General features: G+C 57.0%; 17 protein-coding genes. 11 read left to right on the top strand and 6 right to left on the bottom strand.

The window, feature by feature from the left end; translation table 11 throughout:
* Positions 1-98: 98 nt before the first annotated feature.
* Together grxB and mdtH are read right to left on the bottom strand one after the other, a co-directional pair.
* The gene (gene grxB, locus ABLU87_RS16555; RefSeq protein ID WP_122117648.1) at positions 99-746 is read right to left on the bottom strand and encodes a glutaredoxin 2; all 648 of its coding nucleotides are present in this window, start codon (positions 744-746) and stop codon (positions 99-101) included.
* 65 nt (positions 747-811) lie between these two features.
* On the bottom strand, positions 812-2020 hold the full coding sequence (mdtH, locus tag ABLU87_RS16550) for a multidrug efflux MFS transporter MdtH (RefSeq protein ID WP_004849878.1): 1209 nt from the start codon (positions 2018-2020) through the stop codon (positions 812-814).
* 229 nt (positions 2021-2249) lie between these two features.
* Here mdtH and rimJ point away from each other — a divergent pair, with 229 nt between their 5' ends.
* The 4 genes from rimJ (at position 2250) to murJ (ending at position 6065) form a co-directional block, all read left to right on the top strand.
* On the top strand, positions 2250-2834 hold the full coding sequence (rimJ, locus tag ABLU87_RS16545; protein ID WP_004131378.1) for a ribosomal protein S5-alanine N-acetyltransferase: 585 nt from the start codon (positions 2250-2252) through the stop codon (positions 2832-2834).
* A 9-nt stretch (positions 2835-2843) separates the two neighbouring features.
* The gene (locus tag ABLU87_RS16540) at positions 2844-3491 is read left to right on the top strand and encodes a YceH family protein (RefSeq protein WP_014228831.1); all 648 of its coding nucleotides are present in this window, start codon (positions 2844-2846) and stop codon (positions 3489-3491) included.
* A 2-nt stretch (positions 3492-3493) separates the two neighbouring features.
* On the top strand, positions 3494-4417 hold the full coding sequence (locus ABLU87_RS16535; protein ID WP_025106906.1) for a Gfo/Idh/MocA family oxidoreductase: 924 nt from the start codon (positions 3494-3496) through the stop codon (positions 4415-4417).
* 112 nt (positions 4418-4529) lie between these two features.
* Positions 4530-6065: a murein biosynthesis integral membrane protein MurJ gene (gene murJ, locus ABLU87_RS16530; RefSeq protein ID WP_004849883.1), complete on the top strand. Its 1536-nt coding sequence runs from the start codon at positions 4530-4532 to the stop codon at positions 6063-6065.
* Between the two features lie 71 nt (positions 6066-6136).
* Here murJ and ABLU87_RS16525 read toward each other — a convergent pair whose 3' ends face one another.
* The gene (locus tag ABLU87_RS16525) at positions 6137-7351 is read right to left on the bottom strand and encodes an MFS transporter (RefSeq protein ID WP_014228834.1); all 1215 of its coding nucleotides are present in this window, start codon (positions 7349-7351) and stop codon (positions 6137-6139) included.
* Between the two features lie 109 nt (positions 7352-7460).
* Between ABLU87_RS16525 and ABLU87_RS16520 the strand changes: the two genes are divergently transcribed.
* Positions 7461-8396: a LysR family transcriptional regulator gene (locus ABLU87_RS16520; RefSeq protein ID WP_122117649.1), complete on the top strand. Its 936-nt coding sequence runs from the start codon at positions 7461-7463 to the stop codon at positions 8394-8396.
* Between the two features lie 40 nt (positions 8397-8436).
* Here the strand turns inward: ABLU87_RS16520 and rne are convergent, their stop codons facing one another.
* Complete coding sequence (rne, locus tag ABLU87_RS16515) at positions 8437-11676, bottom strand: ribonuclease E (RefSeq protein WP_122117650.1); 3240 nt, start codon at positions 11674-11676, stop codon at positions 8437-8439.
* Positions 11677-12373: 697 nt separating this feature from the next.
* Here rne and rluC point away from each other — a divergent pair.
* The gene (gene rluC, locus ABLU87_RS16510; RefSeq protein WP_014228836.1) at positions 12374-13327 is read left to right on the top strand and encodes a 23S rRNA pseudouridine(955/2504/2580) synthase RluC; all 954 of its coding nucleotides are present in this window, start codon (positions 12374-12376) and stop codon (positions 13325-13327) included.
* Positions 13328-13339: 12 nt separating this feature from the next.
* Here the strand turns inward: rluC and ABLU87_RS16505 are convergent, their stop codons facing one another.
* The gene (locus ABLU87_RS16505) at positions 13340-14485 is read right to left on the bottom strand and encodes an alpha/beta fold hydrolase (RefSeq protein ID WP_014228837.1); all 1146 of its coding nucleotides are present in this window, start codon (positions 14483-14485) and stop codon (positions 13340-13342) included.
* A gap of 199 nt (positions 14486-14684) precedes the next feature.
* Complete coding sequence (locus ABLU87_RS16500; protein ID WP_004849894.1) at positions 14685-15269, bottom strand: nucleoside triphosphate pyrophosphatase; 585 nt, start codon at positions 15267-15269, stop codon at positions 14685-14687.
* Positions 15270-15410: 141 nt separating this feature from the next.
* Here ABLU87_RS16500 and yceD point away from each other — a divergent pair, with 141 nt between their 5' ends.
* The 5 genes from yceD (at position 15411) to fabD (ending at position 19374) form a co-directional block, all read left to right on the top strand.
* Positions 15411-15932: a 23S rRNA accumulation protein YceD gene (yceD, locus tag ABLU87_RS16495; RefSeq protein ID WP_004849895.1), complete on the top strand. Its 522-nt coding sequence runs from the start codon at positions 15411-15413 to the stop codon at positions 15930-15932.
* 16 nt (positions 15933-15948) lie between these two features.
* Positions 15949-16122 carry a 50S ribosomal protein L32 gene (rpmF, locus tag ABLU87_RS16490; protein ID WP_004101077.1) on the top strand — a complete coding sequence of 58 codons (174 nt, stop codon included), beginning with the start codon at positions 15949-15951 and terminating at the stop codon, positions 16120-16122.
* Between the two features lie 202 nt (positions 16123-16324).
* Entirely contained in the window at positions 16325-17422 is a 1098-nt protein-coding gene (gene plsX / locus ABLU87_RS16485) for a phosphate acyltransferase PlsX (protein ID WP_071846169.1), read from the top strand.
* A gap of 53 nt (positions 17423-17475) precedes the next feature.
* Positions 17476-18429, top strand: a complete 954-nt coding sequence (locus ABLU87_RS16480; RefSeq protein ID WP_004131395.1) for a beta-ketoacyl-ACP synthase III — start codon at positions 17476-17478, stop codon at positions 18427-18429.
* Between the two features lie 15 nt (positions 18430-18444).
* Positions 18445-19374 (top strand): ACP S-malonyltransferase, encoded by a 930-nt coding sequence (fabD, locus tag ABLU87_RS16475; protein ID WP_064405275.1) that lies wholly within the window; start codon positions 18445-18447, stop codon positions 19372-19374.
* Positions 19375-19377: the final 3 nt, after the last annotated feature.

Genomic DNA, 19377 nt, shown 5'->3' with positions numbered 1-19377 from the left:
ACAAAGCAGCATGGCCCGCCAGCGCAGGAGGTGCTAGCGGAAAAGACTGAAAAAGAGGCGTTCGGCAGCGAAGGGCCAAACCATCCGCTGCCTTGAGGTTAAATAGCCATTGAAGAAAGCAGGTTGATCTGCGTCTGTTTGGCCATGTTGTCACGATAGGCGGCCACCCGACTCGGCCAGTTCACGCCGGCAACCAGCGTCAGATTCCTCAGCAGAGGAAAGAGCTGAATATCATCTTCAGAGAGTTCTCCGTTGACGGCGTTTGGCTGGACAATCAGTTTATCCAGCGCCCGCAGATCGTCGCTGATGTTCTTCACCAGACCGGGGGAATGGGCGAGATGGTCGGCAAAGCTGCCGATAGCCGCCTCTTTCTTTTTCACAAAATAGGCGCGCGCCTCTGGCGTGGCGAATTCATCAAACGCGGATTTGGCAAAGCGGGGGATCAGCAGGCGGTTCGCGTAGCCGTTGACCTTCCGCAGCCAGGTTTCCACCGCCGGATTACGCGGGCCGGTAAGCAGCGGTTTGCCGTCCAGCTTATCGACATAGTGCACGATATCCATGCTTTCCGGCATATAGCGGCTATCGTCTTTTTGCAGGATTGGCGCCATTTTCTGGCCGATCATTCGGATGGGGGTTAATTCATCATCGTTCAGGAGCACAATCAGTTCGACAGGGATATTTTTCAGGCCGAAAATCATGCGGGCTTTAAGGCAGAACGGGCAGTGATCGTAGATATATAACTTCACGTTTCTCCTCCATTGTTGCTGAACATCCTCAATTCAGTATGGAGGAGAAACGAAGGCCCGGCAAATCAGGTTCGCGGCTCCAGCATTCCGGAGGCCGAACGTTTTGGACTGAACTGCCACCACAGCGCAATAAACGTCGCGAGGCCGATAATGCCCAGCATCAGCCACGGCAGCTCAGGCTGACCGACGGCCTTACCGGCATCGAACAGCCAGCCGCCGCCTGCGTAGCCGAAAGCGCCGCCGAAGGCCAGGCCTAACCGGCTAAAGCCCATATAGCTGCCGCGCGCTCTCGCATCCGCCAGCGACGCCCCCAGCGTTTCACGCGCGGGTTCAGCGATGATTGACCCCATATAAAATACGCAGATCAGCGTAAACAGCTGCTGCAAATTGCTGCTCAGGCCAATTGGCATCATCGCGAGCGTCATGATCAGCAGGCCGGCCATCAGGCGCTGCTCCAGGCGAAAACGCTTTTCGCTCCAGCGGGCAATCGGATACAGCAGCGTTAGCGAAATGGTCGCTTCAATGGCGTACATCCATTTGACCGCCGCCGGAGAACCCGCAATATCATTAACCATAATAGGCAGCATCAGCATCACCTGCACCGCCAGCATGTAATACCCGGTCAGCGTCAGCACATAGGTGACAAAGCGTTTGTCGCGCAACACGCGCCCCAGTCCTTCACGAACCGGCGTTTTGACCGTCGACAGCTTCCAGGCGGGAAGATACCAGGCGTTGAATGCCGCGCAGGCGATAAACAGCGCCGCTCCGGCGCTGCACACCAGGCGAAAATCATATTGCAGCAGCCAGCTACCTAGCAGCGCGCCGATCACCGCTCCTGCGCTGTCCTGCATCATCAGGATAGAGAAGAAACGTCCGCGCTGGTGCGGGCGTACCAGCTTGACCACCAGCGCCGCCCGCGGGGGATCGAACAGCGTGCCGCCGAGGCCAGAAAGAATACAGGAGAGCCATAGCACCCAGGGTTCATGGGCAACGGCCATCGCCGCGAAGCCGGCCGCGCGCATCAGCATACCGGTAACGATCATCGGTTTGGCGCCAAAACGGTCGGCAATGGCGCCGCCAAATATTCCTAAGCCTTGCTGCACCAGCTGACGCAGGCCGAGCGCAATCCCGACCATCAGCGCAGCCCATCCCATCTGGTCGACAAAGCGAATGGAGATAAGCGGGAACACAACGAAAAAGCCGAGTACGACAAGCATGTTATCGACTAACAGGAAATATTTACCCAGGCTCCTTGCCTGCGATACGCGGGACATTTCCCCTCCAGGGAAAAATAAGAATAAGCTCTGACATTTTGCGGGGTTAATGGCTATTTTCCCAGCGCGCTCGCGACAATATTTTTTTATCAAAATGCAAGAACGATAGAGGCTATTCATCGAAAAGCAGAGATGGTGCAGAAAATGGTATGTTGCTGTTTTCACACCGCCGTGCAGGACAGGTATAGTAAAGTCAGCAAGTATTGCGTCAGGGGAACAGGAGAGGGGAATGTTTGGCTATCGCAGTAACGTACCGAAGGTGCGTTTGACGACGGACCGGCTGGTGGTTCGGCTGGTGCACGATCGTGACGCCTGGCGTCTGGCCGATTATTACGCGGAAAATAAAGGGTTCTTAAAACCCTGGGAACCGGTGCGCGATGACAGCCACTGTTATCCTTCCGGCTGGCAGGCGCGTTTATCGATGATTTCTGAGTTTCATAAGCAGGGCTCGGCGTTCTATTTTGCTCTGCTTGACCCGGAAGAAAAAGAGATCATCGGCGTGGCGAATTTTTCGAACGTGGTGCGCGGATCGTTTCATGCCTGCTATCTCGGCTACTCCATCGGGGAGAAATGGCAAGGGCAGGGGCTGATGTATGAAGCGCTGACGTCGGCCATTCGCTATATGCAGCGCACGCAACATATCCATCGCATAATGGCAAACTATATGCCGCATAATCAGCGCAGCGGCGATTTGCTGGCGCGTCTGGGCTTTGAAAAAGAGGGTTACGCCAAAGATTACCTGCTCATTGATGGGCAGTGGCGCGATCACGTACTGACGGCGTTGACGACACCGGACTGGACCCCGGGTCGCTAAGGAGACATCATGAAATATCAGTTAACCGCGCATGAGGCGCGGGTCATTGGCTGCCTGCTGGAAAAGCAGGTCACCACGCCGGAGCAGTACCCCCTGTCGGTCAACGCGGTGGTCACCGCCTGTAACCAGAAAACAAACCGTGAACCGGTAATGTCGCTCAGCGAAAGTGAAGTTCAGGATCTGCTCGATACGCTAGTCAAACGCCATTATTTGCGTACGGTCAGCGGTTTCGGCAATCGGGTGACCAAGTATGAACAACGCTTCTGCAACTCTGAATTCGGCGATCTGAAATTCACGCCGGCGGAAGTCGCTATCGTGACCACACTGCTGCTGCGCGGGGCGCAGACGCCTGGCGAACTCCGCGGTCGCGCGCAGCGAATGCATGAATTCAGCGATATGGCCGAGGTTGAAAGCGTCCTCGAAAACCTGGCTTCGCGAGAAGATGGCCCCTATGTTGCGCGTCTGCCGCGGGAGCCTGGCAAGCGTGAAAGCCGCTATATGCATCTGTTCTGCGATGATATGGATTCACTGATTACCGTCGTGGAGGCCGTGTCGCCGCCCGGCGACGATCTTCAGATGCGCGTTGAGGCGCTGGAGGCGGAAGTTGCCGAGCTGAAAGCGCGTCTCGATTCACTGCTGGCTCACCTGGGAGATTAAGCATGTCGGCGAAACTACGTATAGGAGTGGTTGGCCTGGGCGGTATCGCGCAAAAGGCGTGGTTACCGGTGCTGGGGGCCGCCGATGACTGGACGCTGCAGGCGGCGTGGTCGCCCGGGAAAGAGAAAGCGCTGCGTATCTGTGAAACCTGGCGTATTCCCTATGCGGATTCTCTGGAACAGCTGGCGGCGCAGTGTGATGCCGTATTCGTGCATACTTCAACGGCTTCACATTATGAAGTGGTTTCCCGCCTGCTCAATGCCGGAGTGCATGTCTGCGTTGATAAACCGCTGGCGGATAAACTCAGCGATGCGGAGGCGCTGGTTGAGCTGGCCGCTCGCCGTCATCTCACGCTAATGGTCGGGTTTAACCGCCGTTTTGCCCCCCTCTATCGCGAGCTGAAGGCCCAGCTCGGGAGCGCTGCGTCGCTGCGGATGGATAAGCACCGTAGCGACAGCGTGGGCCACGATCTGCGCTTCACGCTGTTGGATGACTATCTGCACGTCGTCGATACCGCGCTATGGCTGGCGGGCGATAAAGCGCGTTTAAGCGGCGGTGCGCTGCACACCACCGCTCAAGGGGAGATGCTGTATGCCGAACACCATTTCAGTTGCGGAATGATGCAGATAACCACCAGTATGCACCGCCGCGCCGGAAGCCAGCGGGAGTGGGTACAGGCGGTAACCGACGGCGGATTATATGAAGTCCGGGATATGCGGGAGTGGCAGGAGGAGCGGGGGCGCGGCGTGATCCAGCGCCCGATCCCTGGCTGGCAGACCACCCTTGAGCAGCGTGGATTTACCGGCTGCGCGCGGCATTTTATCGAATGCGTGCAAAATCAGACGGTTCCTGAAACGTCCGGCGAGCAGGCGCTGCTTGCTCAGCGCGTTATAGAGAAACTCTGGCGCGAAGCGATGAGCGAATAATCCGTTGTAACAACTGACAGTAGTAATTCATTATGAACCCGGTAGACTATCGCCACTTTCCAGCGCCCGCATTTGCGGGCGTTTTACTCCAGGGTTGTGGAATAACACGTTAATGAATCTTTTAAAATCACTGGCGGCCGTCAGTTCGATGACCATGTTCTCGCGCGTGCTGGGCTTTGCGCGCGATGCGATTGTGGCGCGTATTTTTGGCGCGGGGATGGCCACCGACGCCTTCTTCGTTGCTTTTAAACTCCCGAACCTTTTACGGCGTATTTTTGCTGAAGGCGCTTTCTCACAGGCTTTTGTGCCGATTCTGGCGGAGTATAAAAGCAAGCAGGGTGAAGATGCGACCCGGGTGTTCGTCGCCTATGTTTCGGGGCTGCTGACGCTGGTTCTGGCGCTGGTCACCGTCGCCGGTATGCTGGCGGCACCGTGGGTGATTACTATCACCGCGCCGGGATTTGCCAATACGCCCGAAAAGTTCGCCCTGACCACGCAGCTCTTGCGCATCACTTTTCCCTATATTCTGTTGATCTCCCTGGCTTCACTCGTGGGCGCCATCCTGAATACCTGGAACCGCTTTTCGGTGCCTGCTTTTGCCCCGACCTTCCTGAACGTCAGCATGATTGGTTTTGCGCTGTTTGCCGCGCCCTATTTTAATCCGCCGATGCTGGCAATGGCGTGGGCGGTAACGGTTGGCGGTATTTTGCAGCTCGCCTGGCAGCTGCCGCATCTGAAAAAAATCGGCATGCTGGTGCTGCCGCGGGTCAACCTTAAAGATGCTGGCGCGGTGCGGGTGGTAAAACAGATGGGCCCGGCGATTCTCGGCGTCTCAGTCAGCCAAATCTCGCTGATCATTAACACGATTTTTGCCTCATTCCTCGTTTCCGGCTCCGTATCGTGGATGTACTACGCCGATCGTCTGATGGAGTTTCCGTCCGGCGTACTGGGCGTGGCGCTGGGGACCATTTTGCTGCCTTCGCTGTCTAAAAGCTTCGCCAGCGGCAATCACGATGAATACTGCCGTTTGATGGACTGGGGATTACGCCTGTGCTTCCTGCTCGCGCTACCGAGCGCGGTGGCGTTAGGGATCCTGGCCAAGCCGCTGACGGTCGCGTTATTCCAGTACGGGAAATTTACCGCTTTTGATGCCGCGATGACCCAGCGTGCGCTGGTGGCATATTCTGTCGGGCTGATGGGGCTCATCGTCGTGAAGGTGCTGGCTCCCGGATTCTATTCGCGGCAGGACATTAAAACGCCGGTGAAAATTGCCATCGTCACGCTGATCATGACGCAGGTGATGAACCTCGCCTTTATTGGCCCCCTGAAGCACGCTGGTCTGTCGTTGTCGATTGGTCTGGCGGCCTGCCTGAACGCCGCGCTGCTCTACTGGCAACTGCGGAAACAGAAAATTTTTACGCCTCAGCCGGGCTGGTTCCTGTTCCTGCTGCGCCTGGTCATTGCGGTGATTATTATGTCAGCGGCGCTGCTGGGCGTGATGTACCTGATGCCGGAGTGGTCGCAGGGGACGATGCCGTTCCGCCTGCTGCGCTTGATGGTTGTCGTGGTGGCTGGCGTTGTCGCCTATTTCGCGACGCTGCTGCTGCTGGGCTTTCGCGTGAAAGAGTTTGCTCGCCGCACGGTTTGAGTTGTTCTGATGAAAGAAAAGCCGCTTTGCAGGAATTGCACAGCGGCTTTTTTTACCTGACGGTTCGCTCTTTATCTGGCGGTTCGCTGCGCCGATACGACCCTGGCGCTTTCCAGCAGGCGGATCCCAAGGGCAATCGCACCGGTTACGACGGCGAGGGTCACCACGCCGCTCCAGCCTGCGAGCACATACAGTTTGCTTCCCAGTACTGAACCCAGCGACATCCCAATAAACACGCCGGTGAACAGCAGCGCGTTGAGGCGTCCGCGCGCCTGCGGCTCCAGGCCATACACCAGATTCTGGTGCGCCACGAGGCTGGATTGCAGCCCCAGGTCAAAACCGACGGCCGAGATGGCAATCAGGATTAGCTGACCATGCGGCGGTAGCGCAGGCAGCAAAAACATCAGGGCAAACGAAACCGTCACCAGCGCCGCGCCCATTTGCGTGACTTTTTCTGCGCCGAACTTGTCGGCCAGGCCGCCGGCCAGCGGGGCGGCAAGCGCCCCGGCAGCCCCTGCAATACCGAAGCCACCGGCTACCGCGCTGCCCATCTGATAGTGCGCCAACAGCATGACCGCAAGCGTAGACCAGAAGGCGCTAAAGGCGATAGAGAGGAATCCCTGGGCGAATGCGGCGCGACGCAGTGCCGGATAGCGTTTCCACAGATGCGCCATCGATTTCATCAGCTGCGGGTAGCTGAGGGTTGAGTGAATTTCGAAGCGCGGCAGCACGCGCCACATCACCACACCAATCATCGCGATGCTGACCGCAGCCGCCTGATACATTACCCGCCAGCCGAATAGCGCCCCCACCAGACCACTAACGGTTCGCGACAGCAGGATCCCCAGCAGCAGGCCGGTCATCACCGTACCCACCATTTTCCCCTGCTTGCCCGCGGGAGCCAGAATCGCGGCTGCCGGTACGATATCCTGCGCCATGGTCGCGGCCATACCGATAAGCAGGCTGACAATCAGCAGAGAGCTTAGCTGACCGGTAAGGCTGCAGAGCAGCAACAGGACGGCCAGCGCGGCGCTTTTCATCAGGATCAGCTTTCTGCGGTCGTGGCGGTCGCCAAGCGGGAGAAGGAAAAGTATGCCCAGCGCGTAGCCGGCCTGGGTCAGGGTCGGAACCAGACCCATACCCTCAACGCTCAAATGGAGGTTAGCCCCCATCAGCGGCAGCAGCGGTTGCGCGTAATAGATTGAGGCGACGCTGAAGCCTGCGCCCAGCGCAAGGATGAAAATGACCCACCCGGCGGCGCGGGAGGTGAGTGGAGTTGGTGTCATGGTGGATTCCTCTTAGAAGCGATGGCGCTATTTTTCCCGTAATCCGGCTGGCGCGGTAGATAGCCCGGTGGTAAAACGGTTATACGCTAAACGTATAGGCAAAATATAAATGAAGAAGCAAGAGCGTATAGATCGTATCGAACTGATGCGTACGTTCATTCGTATCGTGGAGGCCGGGTCTCTCTCCGCCGCCGCGGTACAGATGAATACGACCCAGGCGACGGTAAGTCGACGGCTTCAGTCTCTGGAGGGGCTGCTTGGCGCAAAGCTGATTCTGCGCACGACTCACGCGATGAAGCTGACCGATGACGGTGAGCGCTGTTATCAGCATGCCCGCCAGGTCGTCGATGCCTGGCTGGCGCTGGAGGACGACCTGCGGATCACCGATGACCGGCCGGTGGGGATTTTAAGGGTGCGGGCCCCGCATGCGTTTGGTCAGCAACAGCTGCTGGGGCCGCTGGTGGGTTTTTTGCAGCGCTATCCCCAGCTGGCGGTTGAATGGATGCTGAACGATAAGACGGTCGATTTTCTGAGCGATGGTATCGACTGCGCGATTCGCGTGGGGGCCGAGGTGGATCCGGCTACGGTATCGGTACTGCTGGCCGAGGTTCCCCGCAGCGTGGTGGCATCCCCATCGCTGCTGGCAAACTTGCCGCCGTTAAGCGCGCCGCAGGAGATGTCGTTGCTGCCGTGGATAGCCATCAGCACGTTCTATCAGCATGAGGTGAGGCTGCAGTCGCAGGTGGATGAGCAGCTTATTACCTTTGCCATCGCGCCGTGTCTGAGTACCGATAGCGTGCATGTGGCGCGTAATACCGCGCTGGCGGGGCTGGGCGCGGCGATTGTGTCGAGCTGGGCGGTAGCGGACGATATTGCCGCCGGGCGGCTGGTGGAGCTGTTCCCGCAGTGGCGAGCCTCACCGCTGCCGGTACACCTGGTGTATCCCTGGGCGCGCTACTATCCGACGCGGTTGCGTAAGTTTCTCGACCTGATGCGTGAGGTCATGCCGCAGATTGCGGGGATGCAACGTCCGGAAGGGGAATAAAAAAAGACCGGCCGCGGGGGCCGGTCTTGTCGAGGTGACGTTACTCTACGGGCTGCGGACGGGTAGGTCCGGCAGCGGCTTTGTGCGTGGCGCTATGGCCGCCAGCAGAACCTTTACCGTCAAAATCAAAGTTCGGGCGAACCCACTCGCTTTGACGAGGCGCTTCAGGTACGTAGTCTGGCGCTGGGGCGCGGGTCATCGGCGCCGTGGCGTGACGATTGGCGACCTTAACGACCGGCGCAGCCGTGACAACAGGTTGAGTCGCAACCACCGGTTCCGCCGCTGGTGCAGGTTCAACCACCGGTTCGGAAACAACAGGCGCTTCCTCAACAACCACCGCCGTCTCTTCAACCGCAACAGGTTCAGCGACCGCAGCTTCCGGTTCGACAGCCTCTTGCGCAACGACGTCAACGGCTTCTGCGACAACTTCTTCGGCTTCGGCAATCAGCTGCGGCTGTTCATCAACAGGGGCGGCGATAGCCTCCGGATGCGTGGTTTCTACGACCGGAACTTCAGGTTCGTTAATCACCGCCACAGGCTCGGTAGTAGCCACTGGCTCGACTGCGCTTTCTGCGGCGACAGCCGGGGCAATCACTTCAGAGACAACCGGCTCAGCGGCAGCCACTGGCGCGACGACGGGCTCAGCCGCAGTGGTTGAGAACTCCTGAACCTGCACGTCTTCCTGCTGCTGGTCCTGAGGGCGAACGACCGGGTAGCGGATCCACACTTTACCAGACGCCATTTCCGGCGATGCGCAGGCTACGGTCAGCGGCATCGGGGATTGCGTCGGGTAACGCTCATCACGGTAGCGACGACGGCGCTGGCCGCTGACGCGCAGGTGACGAGGAGAACGACGTGAACGACGCGGCATACCGTTAGATTCGCGGGCTTCACCGTTGTCGTCATGTTCCGCAGCGGGTTCAACAACCGCCGGCAGATCGACTTTCGCCAGTTCAGTGCGCGGCGCTGCGGCTTCCGGCTGGACGACCGGCGCTTCGGCGACCTGAGGCGCGGCTACCGGCTCGACAACCTGTTCAGCGGCGGCAGATTCAATACGCACCTTCTGCGCCAGCTGGCGAGGTTTACGACGCGGCATCGTCTGCACGCGCTCTTCCTGCTCGCTCTCCTGAACAACCGGCTCTTCGCGGGTTTGCGCTTTGGCTTCCTGCTGAACCTGACGTTTATCATCGTTACGACGGCGATTACGTTCGCGGCGCGGCTGCTGCTCGTCGCGCGCTTTGCCTTTTTCGCTATCTTCGACCGTTGTCTGGCGGATTTCGCGCGGCTCAGCGTTCTGCTGCTGCTTCTCACGACGGTTGCGGCGGTTTTCTTCACGAGACTCGCGGCCTTCGCTGTTCTCGGCACGACTATCGCGGTTCTCGCGGCTATCGCGATTATCCCGGTTGTCGCGGCGGTCATTGCGATCGCGGCGGTTGTTGGAACGCGGTTTACGACGATCCTGCTGACGCTCGGATTTCTCTTCCGCTTTTTTCTCAACCTGAACTTCTGCCGGTTTAGTCTCTTCCTCGCTGGAGAACATATTTTTCAGCGCGCTGAAGAAGCGGGCAACCAGGCCAGGCTGCGCCGGCGCTGCCGCTTTCGGTGCGGATGCGGCAGGCGCAACGGTAGCCGCGGCTCTGGCCGGCTCTTCCTGGGCCGGAGCCGGAGGCGCGTCAGGCATGACAAAAGCAGCCAGCGCCGGTTGTTCCGGGAGTTTACGCTCGGCCGGCTCTTCATCAGAAGGCATGGCCATCTCTTCTTCGTGCAGTTTCGGCAGCAGATAGCTCAGCGTGGAGGTCTCTTCGCCCTTACGCACGCGCAGAACAGAGTAGTGCGGCGTTTCCATCTGGTCGTTTGGCACGATAATAACGCGCACATCGGCCTGACGGGTTTCAATCGCGCTTACCGCGGCACGTTTTTCGTTCAGCAGGTAAGAGGCAATCGGCACCGGTACGATAGCGTGAACTTCTTTGGTGTTCTCTTTCAGCGCTTCTTCTTCGATCAAACGCAGAATAGAAAGCGACAGCGATTCGTTATCGCGCACGGTACCCGTTCCGCTACAGCGCGGGCAGACGTGATGGCTGGACTCCCCGAGCGACGGGCTCAGGCGCTGACGCGACATCTCCAGCAGTCCAAAGCGGGAAATATGGCTGATCTGGATGCGCGCTCTGTCCTGACGGACGGCTTCGCGCAGGCGGTTTTCTACCGCACGCTGGTGGCGAACCGGGGTCATATCGATGAAGTCGATAACGATCAGGCCGCCAAGGTCGCGCAGACGCAGCTGACGAGCGATTTCATCGGCTGCTTCAAGGTTGGTATTAAACGCCGTTTCTTCGATGTCGCCGCCGCGGGTGGCGCGTGCGGAGTTGATATCGATAGCGGTCAGCGCTTCGGTGCTGTCGATAACGATAGAACCGCCGGAAGGCAGACGCACTTCACGCTGGAAAGCGGACTCAATCTGCGATTCGATTTGATAGTGGCTGAACAGCGGGATTTCCCCGGTGTACAGTTTGATTTTGCTGCTGAAATCCGGACGACCCAGCGCCGCAATGTGCTGGCGAGCCAGCTCAAGCACCTTCGGGTTGTCGATAAGGATTTCGCCGATATCCTGACGCAGATAGTCGCGGAAAGCGCGCACGATGACGTTGCTTTCCTGATGGATCAGGAACGGAGCAGGGCGGCTGTCTGCGGCTTTCTGGATGGCTTCCCAGTGCTTCAGGCGGAAGCTTAAGTCCCACTGCAGCGCTTCGGCGGATTTGCCGACGCCAGCGGTGCGGACGATAAGTCCCATGCCGTCCGGCAGCTCAAGGCTGGCCAGCGCTTCTTTGAGTTCGGTGCGATCGTCACCCTCGATGCGGCGTGAAATACCGCCAGCGCGTGGGTTATTCGGCATCAGCACCAGATAGCTACCCGCCAGGCTGATAAAGGTGGTCAGCGCGGCGCCTTTATTGCCACGCTCTTCTTTATCGATCTGGACAATCACTTCCTGGCCTTCACGCAGCACGTCCTTGATGTTTGGACGACCGTGAGAATTGTAGTTGGCAGGGAAGTATTCGCGGGCAATTTCTTTGAGAGGGAGGAAACCATGACGCTCGGCACCATAATCAACAAATGCGGCTTCGAGGCTAGGTTCAATACGAGTGATTTTGCCTTTGTAGATGTTCGCTTTTTTCTGTTCGTGCCCGGGGCTTTCGATATCCAGGTCGTACAGGCGCTGCCCATCAACAAGGGCGACGCGCAACTCTTCCTGCTGAGTTGCGTTGATTAACATTCTTTTCATCGTAACTTACTCATTATTCTTACATTGACGACTAAGCTACGGGCAGAGTAACGCCTTACCGGGGAAAACCGATGGCCTCGTGTCTGTTTCACGTCGCCAACCTCACGGCTGTCGCGCGCTTAAGAGGCGCAGAGTGTCGGTCGCCTGTATTTCAAACGGAAACACAGCGCACTTATCAGGGGAACTGCCTGGGATGTATCACCAGAGAAGATTCCATTTATACCCATCGTTTTTCATGCAGCAGGCGTGGCGGCTTAACCTGCTCATCTTAATCATTTGATCCAGATGAGCGCCGGGATATCCCAGTGTGAACGCCTTCCTGCGACGTGAAATCCATAGAGCCTGTACCGGTAAGGACTGCAACCCGCAGCCCGCTAACTGTCTGAAAGATCAATACGTCTTACGCCATTGCTGCGTTGATGATCGGTCAGACAAAATTGGTCATTCCGCTAATTTCTTGTTCTAACAAGTTTCAGCACGGAATACTGCATCATTATTCCATTGCTAAGCTCGTTATAGCAAGTTGACTTTCACCTTTTATCACCCGGTTACTCACAGTTTTTTCACCCGCGTATACAGATTGTTCTAATAACAAACAAAACGATGATGAAGCGTACTGTGAAATCCGGATGATGATAAATATAAGCATATAAAAATGAGTGGCGCTAATGCGTCGGGCTATTTAGAATCGCGCACCATGAAAACTGAGATCCCAAGCGTAAAAATGGTTGCCATTGCTGATGATGAAGCCGGGCAACGTATCGACAACTTTTTGCGTACGCAGCTGAAGGGCGTACCGAAGAGCATGATTTATCGCATCTTGCGTAAAGGCGAGGTGCGGGTTAACAAAAAGCGCGTGAAGCCGGAATATAAACTGGAAGCCGGCGACGAAGTGCGCATCCCGCCGGTTCGCGTCTCTGAGAAAGAAGAAGAGGCGGTCTCTCCACACCTGCAAAAAGTGGCCGCGCTGGCCGATGTGATTTTATATGAAGACGATCATATCCTGGTGCTTAACAAGCCTTCCGGAACGGCGGTACACGGCGGCAGCGGATTGAGCTTTGGCGTAATTGAAGGTCTGCGCGCGCTGCGTCCGGAAGCGCGTTTCCTGGAGCTGGTGCATCGCCTGGATCGCGACACCTCCGGCGTGCTGCTGGTCGCCAAAAAGCGCTCCGCGCTGCGTTCCCTGCACGAGCAGCTGCGCGACAAAGGAATGCAGAAGGATTACCTGGCGCTGGTGCGCGGGCAGTGGCAGTCGCATACTAAAGTGGTGCAGGCACCGCTGCTGAAAAATATTCTGCAGAGTGGTGAGCGCATTGTGCGGGTTAACCAGGAGGGGAAACCGTCGGAGACGCGCTTTAAAGTTGAAGAGCGTTATACCCATGCGACGCTGGTGCGCTGCAGCCCGGTGACCGGTCGTACGCATCAAATCCGCGTGCATACGCAATACGCCGGCCACCCTATTGCTTTTGACGACCGCTACGGCGACCGTGAATTTGATAAGCAGCTGGCGGGCACCGGCCTTAACCGGCTGTTTCTGCATGCGGCGGCGCTGAAGTTTACCCATCCGGGTAGCGGGGAGATTATGCGCATTGAAGCCCCCTTAGATAATCAGCTTAAGCGCTGCCTGCAGGTCTTGCGTAACGCGAAATGACCGCGCTCAGGCTCAGGGTTTGAGCCACCTGGCAAGCCAGGGGAAAACTTCATCCTGCTGTTGTTGATTAAAAACGTGGCCCAGTTCCGGCCACGTTTTTGTTTCCAGCTTATCCTGCGCGTTTTGCGATGCCCACACTTTATGTACTTTTGCGAAGGCGTCGTTAACGGCTTCCGCCGGGAAGAGCTTATCTTGTCCGCCGCTGTAAATAAGCATCGGTTTTGGCGCGGCAATGCTGGCGATATCGGGAATATCGAGGCGTCCGGATAAGCCAGGGTGAAGCATATAAAACGCCGACTGGCCGCGCAAAACGTTGTTGCCAGGCTGCATCAGGCCGTTCCAGGTTCCAAACCAGGAGATAACCGCAGTCGCGGCGACTTTGTCAGACAGGGCGGCCAGCTGCCAGGCGCGAAAACCGCCCATTGAGAAACCCACGACCCCAATGCGTTGACTATCAACCGTTTTTAAAGTGCTGAGGAAATCGACGGTACGCAGATCTTCATAGGCAACTTCACCTGCCAGCGAGCGCCCCAGGTTAAAGTAGTTGCTGGCGAGGGCCTGCTGCTGCTCGTAGACCATCGGCCCTCGGTCCCCCCAACCCGGGCTATCAATGGCGATGACGACATAGCCGCGCTGCGCCAGTTCATCGCCGATAAACCGACCGCTGAAAAATTTATCCGCCCACGCCTCGGCGCTGGCCAGCCGTGCGGCGTCGTTCCACGGACGGATTAGCTTCTCCTTACCGATATCAAACTTTGAGCCATGGTCGTGCAGCAGAACAATTGCCGGGTGAGGGCCGGGGGAATTTGGCGTCAACATCAGCGCGGCAATCCTGTTATCGTCGGTTACGTTGAAGGCCAGCTTCTCGGCGGTATACGCGCCTCGATTTTCTCTCATCAGCGTTTGCGGCGCGAAGGGGAGTGTCGACGCCGGGGTTAGCAGAGACTGCCGAAGCAGCGTACGAGCCTGCTGTCGCCATTGCTCAAAATCACGGTAGTGGCCAGAGAGCCACGAGTCCGGGTAGGTCATCTGCGCTTTCAACTGCTGCCAGGAGGCGGGGAGATTGCCCTCTACGATGCCCTGGCGCTGCCAGTCATGGGCATTAACGCCGGCGGCGGCCAGCAGGGTGAGGGTCAAAAGCGTAGCGCGGGTTGGCATAGTGGCTCCATTTAAAAATAAAACAACGTTTCATAATGGATTCTAATGGCGCGGGTAAAATAAACTGTGACAGGCGATGCATTAATTAAGTTGGGGTAAACCTGCTCTGCTCCGTTGGGCAGCGGGTAAAACGCGTTGTAAAGTGGCGGCACGCGGCCTCAGGAAGAGACCGCGTGGGATCGGGAGGCCTTTATCATGTTTACGTGAGCAGGGGATTCAACGCTTCCCGGCGCAGCATCTGGCACAGGGCAATGAGCGGCAAACCGACCAGCGCGTTGGGATCGCGCCCCTCAAGCCGTTCGAATAGCGTGATGCCTAAACCTTCGCTTTTAAAGCTTCCGGCGCACTGCAGCGGGTTTTCCTTGCGGATATAGCTCTCAATTTCCTGGTCGCTTAAACGGCGGAAATGAACGTCGAAAGGTTCGCATTCCGTTTGTAGATGACCGTTGGCGGAATTGTACAGCGCCAGGCCGGTATAGAACGTGACGATGGTGCCGCTGGCCTTTCTCAGCTGGCGATGGGCGTTTTCTTCCGTATGCGGTTTGCCGGTAATTTCACCGTCCAGGACACAAACCTGATCGGAGCCTATAATGAGGTGCTGTGGGTAGCGTGCGGCAAGGGCCTGCGCCTTTGCCTGCGCCAGACGCATCACCAGCTGGCGGGCAGGTTCGCCGGGCAGCGGGGTTTCATCAACGTTCGGCGCAGCGCATTCAAAAGGCACCGACAGTTTTTCCAGCAGCATTCGCCGCCACGGCGAGGTTGACGCGAGGATTAGTTCAGACATATTTTTTCATCCACATATAGCGCTTCGCAGAGCATCATTTTAAACTATGCGCCGCAATGTGTGCGAATAAATGGCAAAAGGCAACCTGAGGCTGCCTTTTTCTTTGACTCTATGACGTTACAAAGTTAATATGCGCGCCCTATGCAAAAGGTAAAATTACCCCTGACTCTCGATCCGGTTCGCACGGCTCAAAAACGCTTAGATTACCAAGGTATCTATACCCGTGATCAGGCTGTGCGTGTCGCTGATTCTGTTGTCAGCGTGGACAGCGATGTGGAATGCAGCATGTCGTTCGCTATCGATAACCAGCGTCTTGCCGTTTTAAGCGGCGATGCGACGGTGTCGGTAACCCTCGAATGTCAGCGTTGCGGGAAACCGTTCCCCCATCATGTTCACACAACGTATTGTTTCAGCCCCGTCAGAAATGACGAACAGGCCGAAGCACTACCGGAAGCGTATGAGCCGATTGAGGTTAACGAATTCGGTGAAATCGATCTGCTGGCGCTGGTTGAAGATGAAATCATCCTCGCCTTGCCCGTAGTTCCGGTGCATGATTCTGAACACTGTGAAGTGTCCGACGCGGACATGGTCTTTGGTGAACTGCCTGAAGAGGCACAAAAACCAAATCCATTTGCCGTATTAGCCAGCTTAAAGCATAAGTAATTGAGGAGTAAGGTCCATGGCCGTACAACAGAATAAACCAACCCGTTCCAAACGTGGCATGCGTCGTTCCCATGACGCGCTGACCGCAGTCACCAGCCTGTCTGTAGACAAAGCTTCTGGTGAAAAACACCTGCGTCACCACATCACTGCCGACGGTTTCTACCGCGGTCGCAAGGTTATCGCTAAGTAATCACGCATTACTCCATGGATTTCGCGTTGCAAGAAGACGCAAGCGAGAGAAGCACCAGGAGCATAGCTCATTATGTGACTGGTGTGAACGAGCGCAGTCAACGCACTTGCCGCGTGAAAGACGAAGAGTAAAAGCGTGATGAAGCTTAGTGAGGATCTCCCCGGGTAACTGGGGAATAACCGAACCGAGCAGCGACGATACCTTGACACGTCTAACCCTGGCGTTAGATGTCATGGGCGGGGATTTTGGCCCTTCCGTGACAGTGCCTGCAGCATTGCAGGCACTGAACTCTAATTCACAACTCACACTTCTTTTAGTCGGCGATCCCGACACTATCGCGCCATTACTTGCCAAAGCTGATTTTGAACAACGTTCACGTCTGCAGGTTATCCCTGCGCAGTCAGTTATTGCCAGTGATGCTCGACCCGCGCAAGCGATTCGCGCCAGTCGCGGTAGCTCAATGCGCATTGCGCTTGAGTTAGTGAAAGAAGGGCGGGCGGAGGCCTGCGTCAGTGCGGGTAATACCGGAGCGCTGATGGGGCTGGCGAAGCTGCTGCTTAAGCCCATTGAGGGGATTGAGCGCCCTGCGCTGGTTACTATGTTGCCGCATCAGCTGAAGGGCAAAACGGTGGTGCTGGATTTAGGCGCTAACGTGGATTGCGATAGCACAATGCTGGTGCAGTTTGCCATCATGGGGGCGGTTCTTGCCGAAGAAGCGATCGGTATTAAGGATCCCCGCGTTGCGCTTCTGAATATCGGCGAAGAAGAGATGAAAGGTCTCAGCAGCATTCGCGATGCGGCGGCGGTTTTGAAGACCCTGCCAACCCTCAACTATATTGGGTATCTGGAAGCCAACGAATTGTTGACGGGCAAGACGGATGTTTTGGTTTGTGATGGATTCACGGGCAACGTCACATTAAAAACGATGGAAGGTGTTGTCAGAATGTTCCTTTCACTGTTGAAATCACAGGGAGAGGGGAAAAAAAGGTCGTGGTGGCTGCTTTTATTAAAGCGTTGGTTACAAAAAAGCCTGTCGAGGCGATTCAGTCACCTCAACCCCGACCAGTATAATGGTGCCTGTCTGTTAGGATTACGCGGTTCCGTGATTAAAAGTCATGGGGCTGCCAATCAGCGCGCTTTTTGCGTCGCGATAGAGCAGGCAGTGCAGGCTGTGCAGCGGCAGGTTCCTCAGCGAATTGCCGCTCGCCTGGAATCTTTATACCCTGCAGGTTTCGAATTGCCTGAAGGCGGCAGAAGCGGAAATTCCAGGCCTCAAACCCGGATGACCGGCAACGACTGACGCCTCGCAGTTTGAGTTAACCCGGTATATTACCCAAGAGTGACTGAGCGTACATGTATACGAAGATTATTGGTACCGGCAGCTATCTGCCTGAGCACGTGCGTACGAACGCTGAACTGGAAAATATGGTCGATACGTCTGACGAGTGGATTGTTACTCGTACCGGTATCCGCGAGCGTCGTATTGCCGCACCGAATGAAACAGTTGCTACGATGGGCCTTGAAGCCGCTAAGAATGCGCTGGACATGGCGGGCGTCAAGCCGGAGCAAATTGGTCTGATTATTGTTGCGACCACCTCCGGTACCCATGCGTTTCCTAGCTCGGCTTGCCAGATTCAATCAATGTTGGGTATTAAAGGCTGTCCGGCGTTTGACGTCGCTGCGGCCTGCGCGGGGTTCACCTACGCGCTCAGCGTTGCCGATCAATACGTGAAAAACGGTGCGGTGGATTACGCGCTGGTGATCGGCGCTGACGTGCTGGCGCGCACCTGCGATCCTGCCGATCGCGGAACCATTATTATTTTTGGCGATGGCGCCGGCGCCGTGGTGCTGGGCGCTTCTGAAGAGCCGGGCATCATCTCCACCCATCTGCACGCGGATGGCAGCTACGGCGAGTTGCTGACGCTGCCGAACGCCGATCGCGTCGAACCGGAAAACCCCATCTATCTGACGATGGCGGGTAATGAAGTCTTTAAGGTGGCGGTAACCGAGCTGGCGCACATCGTGGACGAGACTTTAGCTGCGAACAACCTCGAGCGCTCTGCGCTTGACTGGCTGGTGCCGCATCAGGCCAACCTGCGTATTATCAGCGCCACGGCGAAGAAGCTGGGCATGTCGATGGACAACGTGGTCGTCACGCTCGACAGACACGGCAATACGTCGGCGGCATCTGTTCCCTGTGCGCTGGATGAAGCCGTTCGCGATGGCCGCATTCAACGTGGTCAGCTTATTCTGCTGGAAGCCTTCGGTGGTGGTTTCACCTGGGGTTCCGCGCTGGTTCGTTTTTAGGATAAGGATTTAAACATGACGCAATTTGCTTTTGTGTTCCCGGGACAGGGCTCTCAGAGTGTCGGGATGCTGTCAGATATGGCGGCCGCTTACCCGGTCATTGAAGAGACGTTCCGTGAAGCCTCTGCGGCGTTGGGTTACGATCTGTGGGCGCTTGCACAGCAGGGCCCGGCGGAAGAGTTGAACAAAACCTGGCAGACGCAGCCGGCTCTGCTGACCGCCTCCGTAGCGCTGTATCGCGTCTGGCAGCAGCAGGGCGGTAAAGCGCCCGCTATGCTGGCGGGCCACAGCCTCGGCGAATACTCTGCGCTGGTATGCGCAGGCGTTATCGATTTTGCTGATGCCGTCCGCCTGGTTGAGATGCGCGGCAGGTTTATGCAGGAAGCGGTACCGGAAGGTACCGGCGCGATGTCCGCGATCATCGGGCTTGACGACGCTGCGATTGCCAAAGCCTGCGAAGAATCTGCTGAAGGGCAGGTGGTTTCTCCGGTAAACTTTAACTCGCCAGGACAGGTGGTTATTGCGGGTAACAAAGAGGCCGTCGAGCGCGCGGGAGCCGCCTGTAAGGCTGCGGGTGCGAAACGTGCCCTGCCGCTGCCGGTCAGCGTACCGTCCCACTGCGCGCTGATGAAGCCGGCGGCGGAAAAACTGGCGATTGAGCTGCAGAAAATCACCTTTAACGCGCCGACGATTGCGGTGGTAAACAACGTCGACGTGAAAAGTGAAACGGCGCCTGATGCTATCCGTGATGCCCTGGTTCGCCAGCTGTATAGTCCGGTTCAGTGGACCAAAACCGTTGAGTTTATGGCATCACAGGGCGTAGAGCATCTGTATGAAGTTGGTCCGGGTAAAGTCCTCACCGGTCTGACTAAACGTATTGTTGACACCCTGACCGCTTCCGCGCTTAACGAGCCGGCGGCGATGTCTGCGGCGCTTGAGCAATAAAAG

It is taken from the genome of Klebsiella sp. CB_Kp196, assembly GCF_040061575.1.
GTDB classification, from domain to species: Bacteria; Pseudomonadota; Gammaproteobacteria; order Enterobacterales; family Enterobacteriaceae; genus Klebsiella; species Klebsiella michiganensis.
Note: the sequence above shows the minus strand (reverse complement) of the source record. Positions and strands in the feature narration are given on the sequence as shown.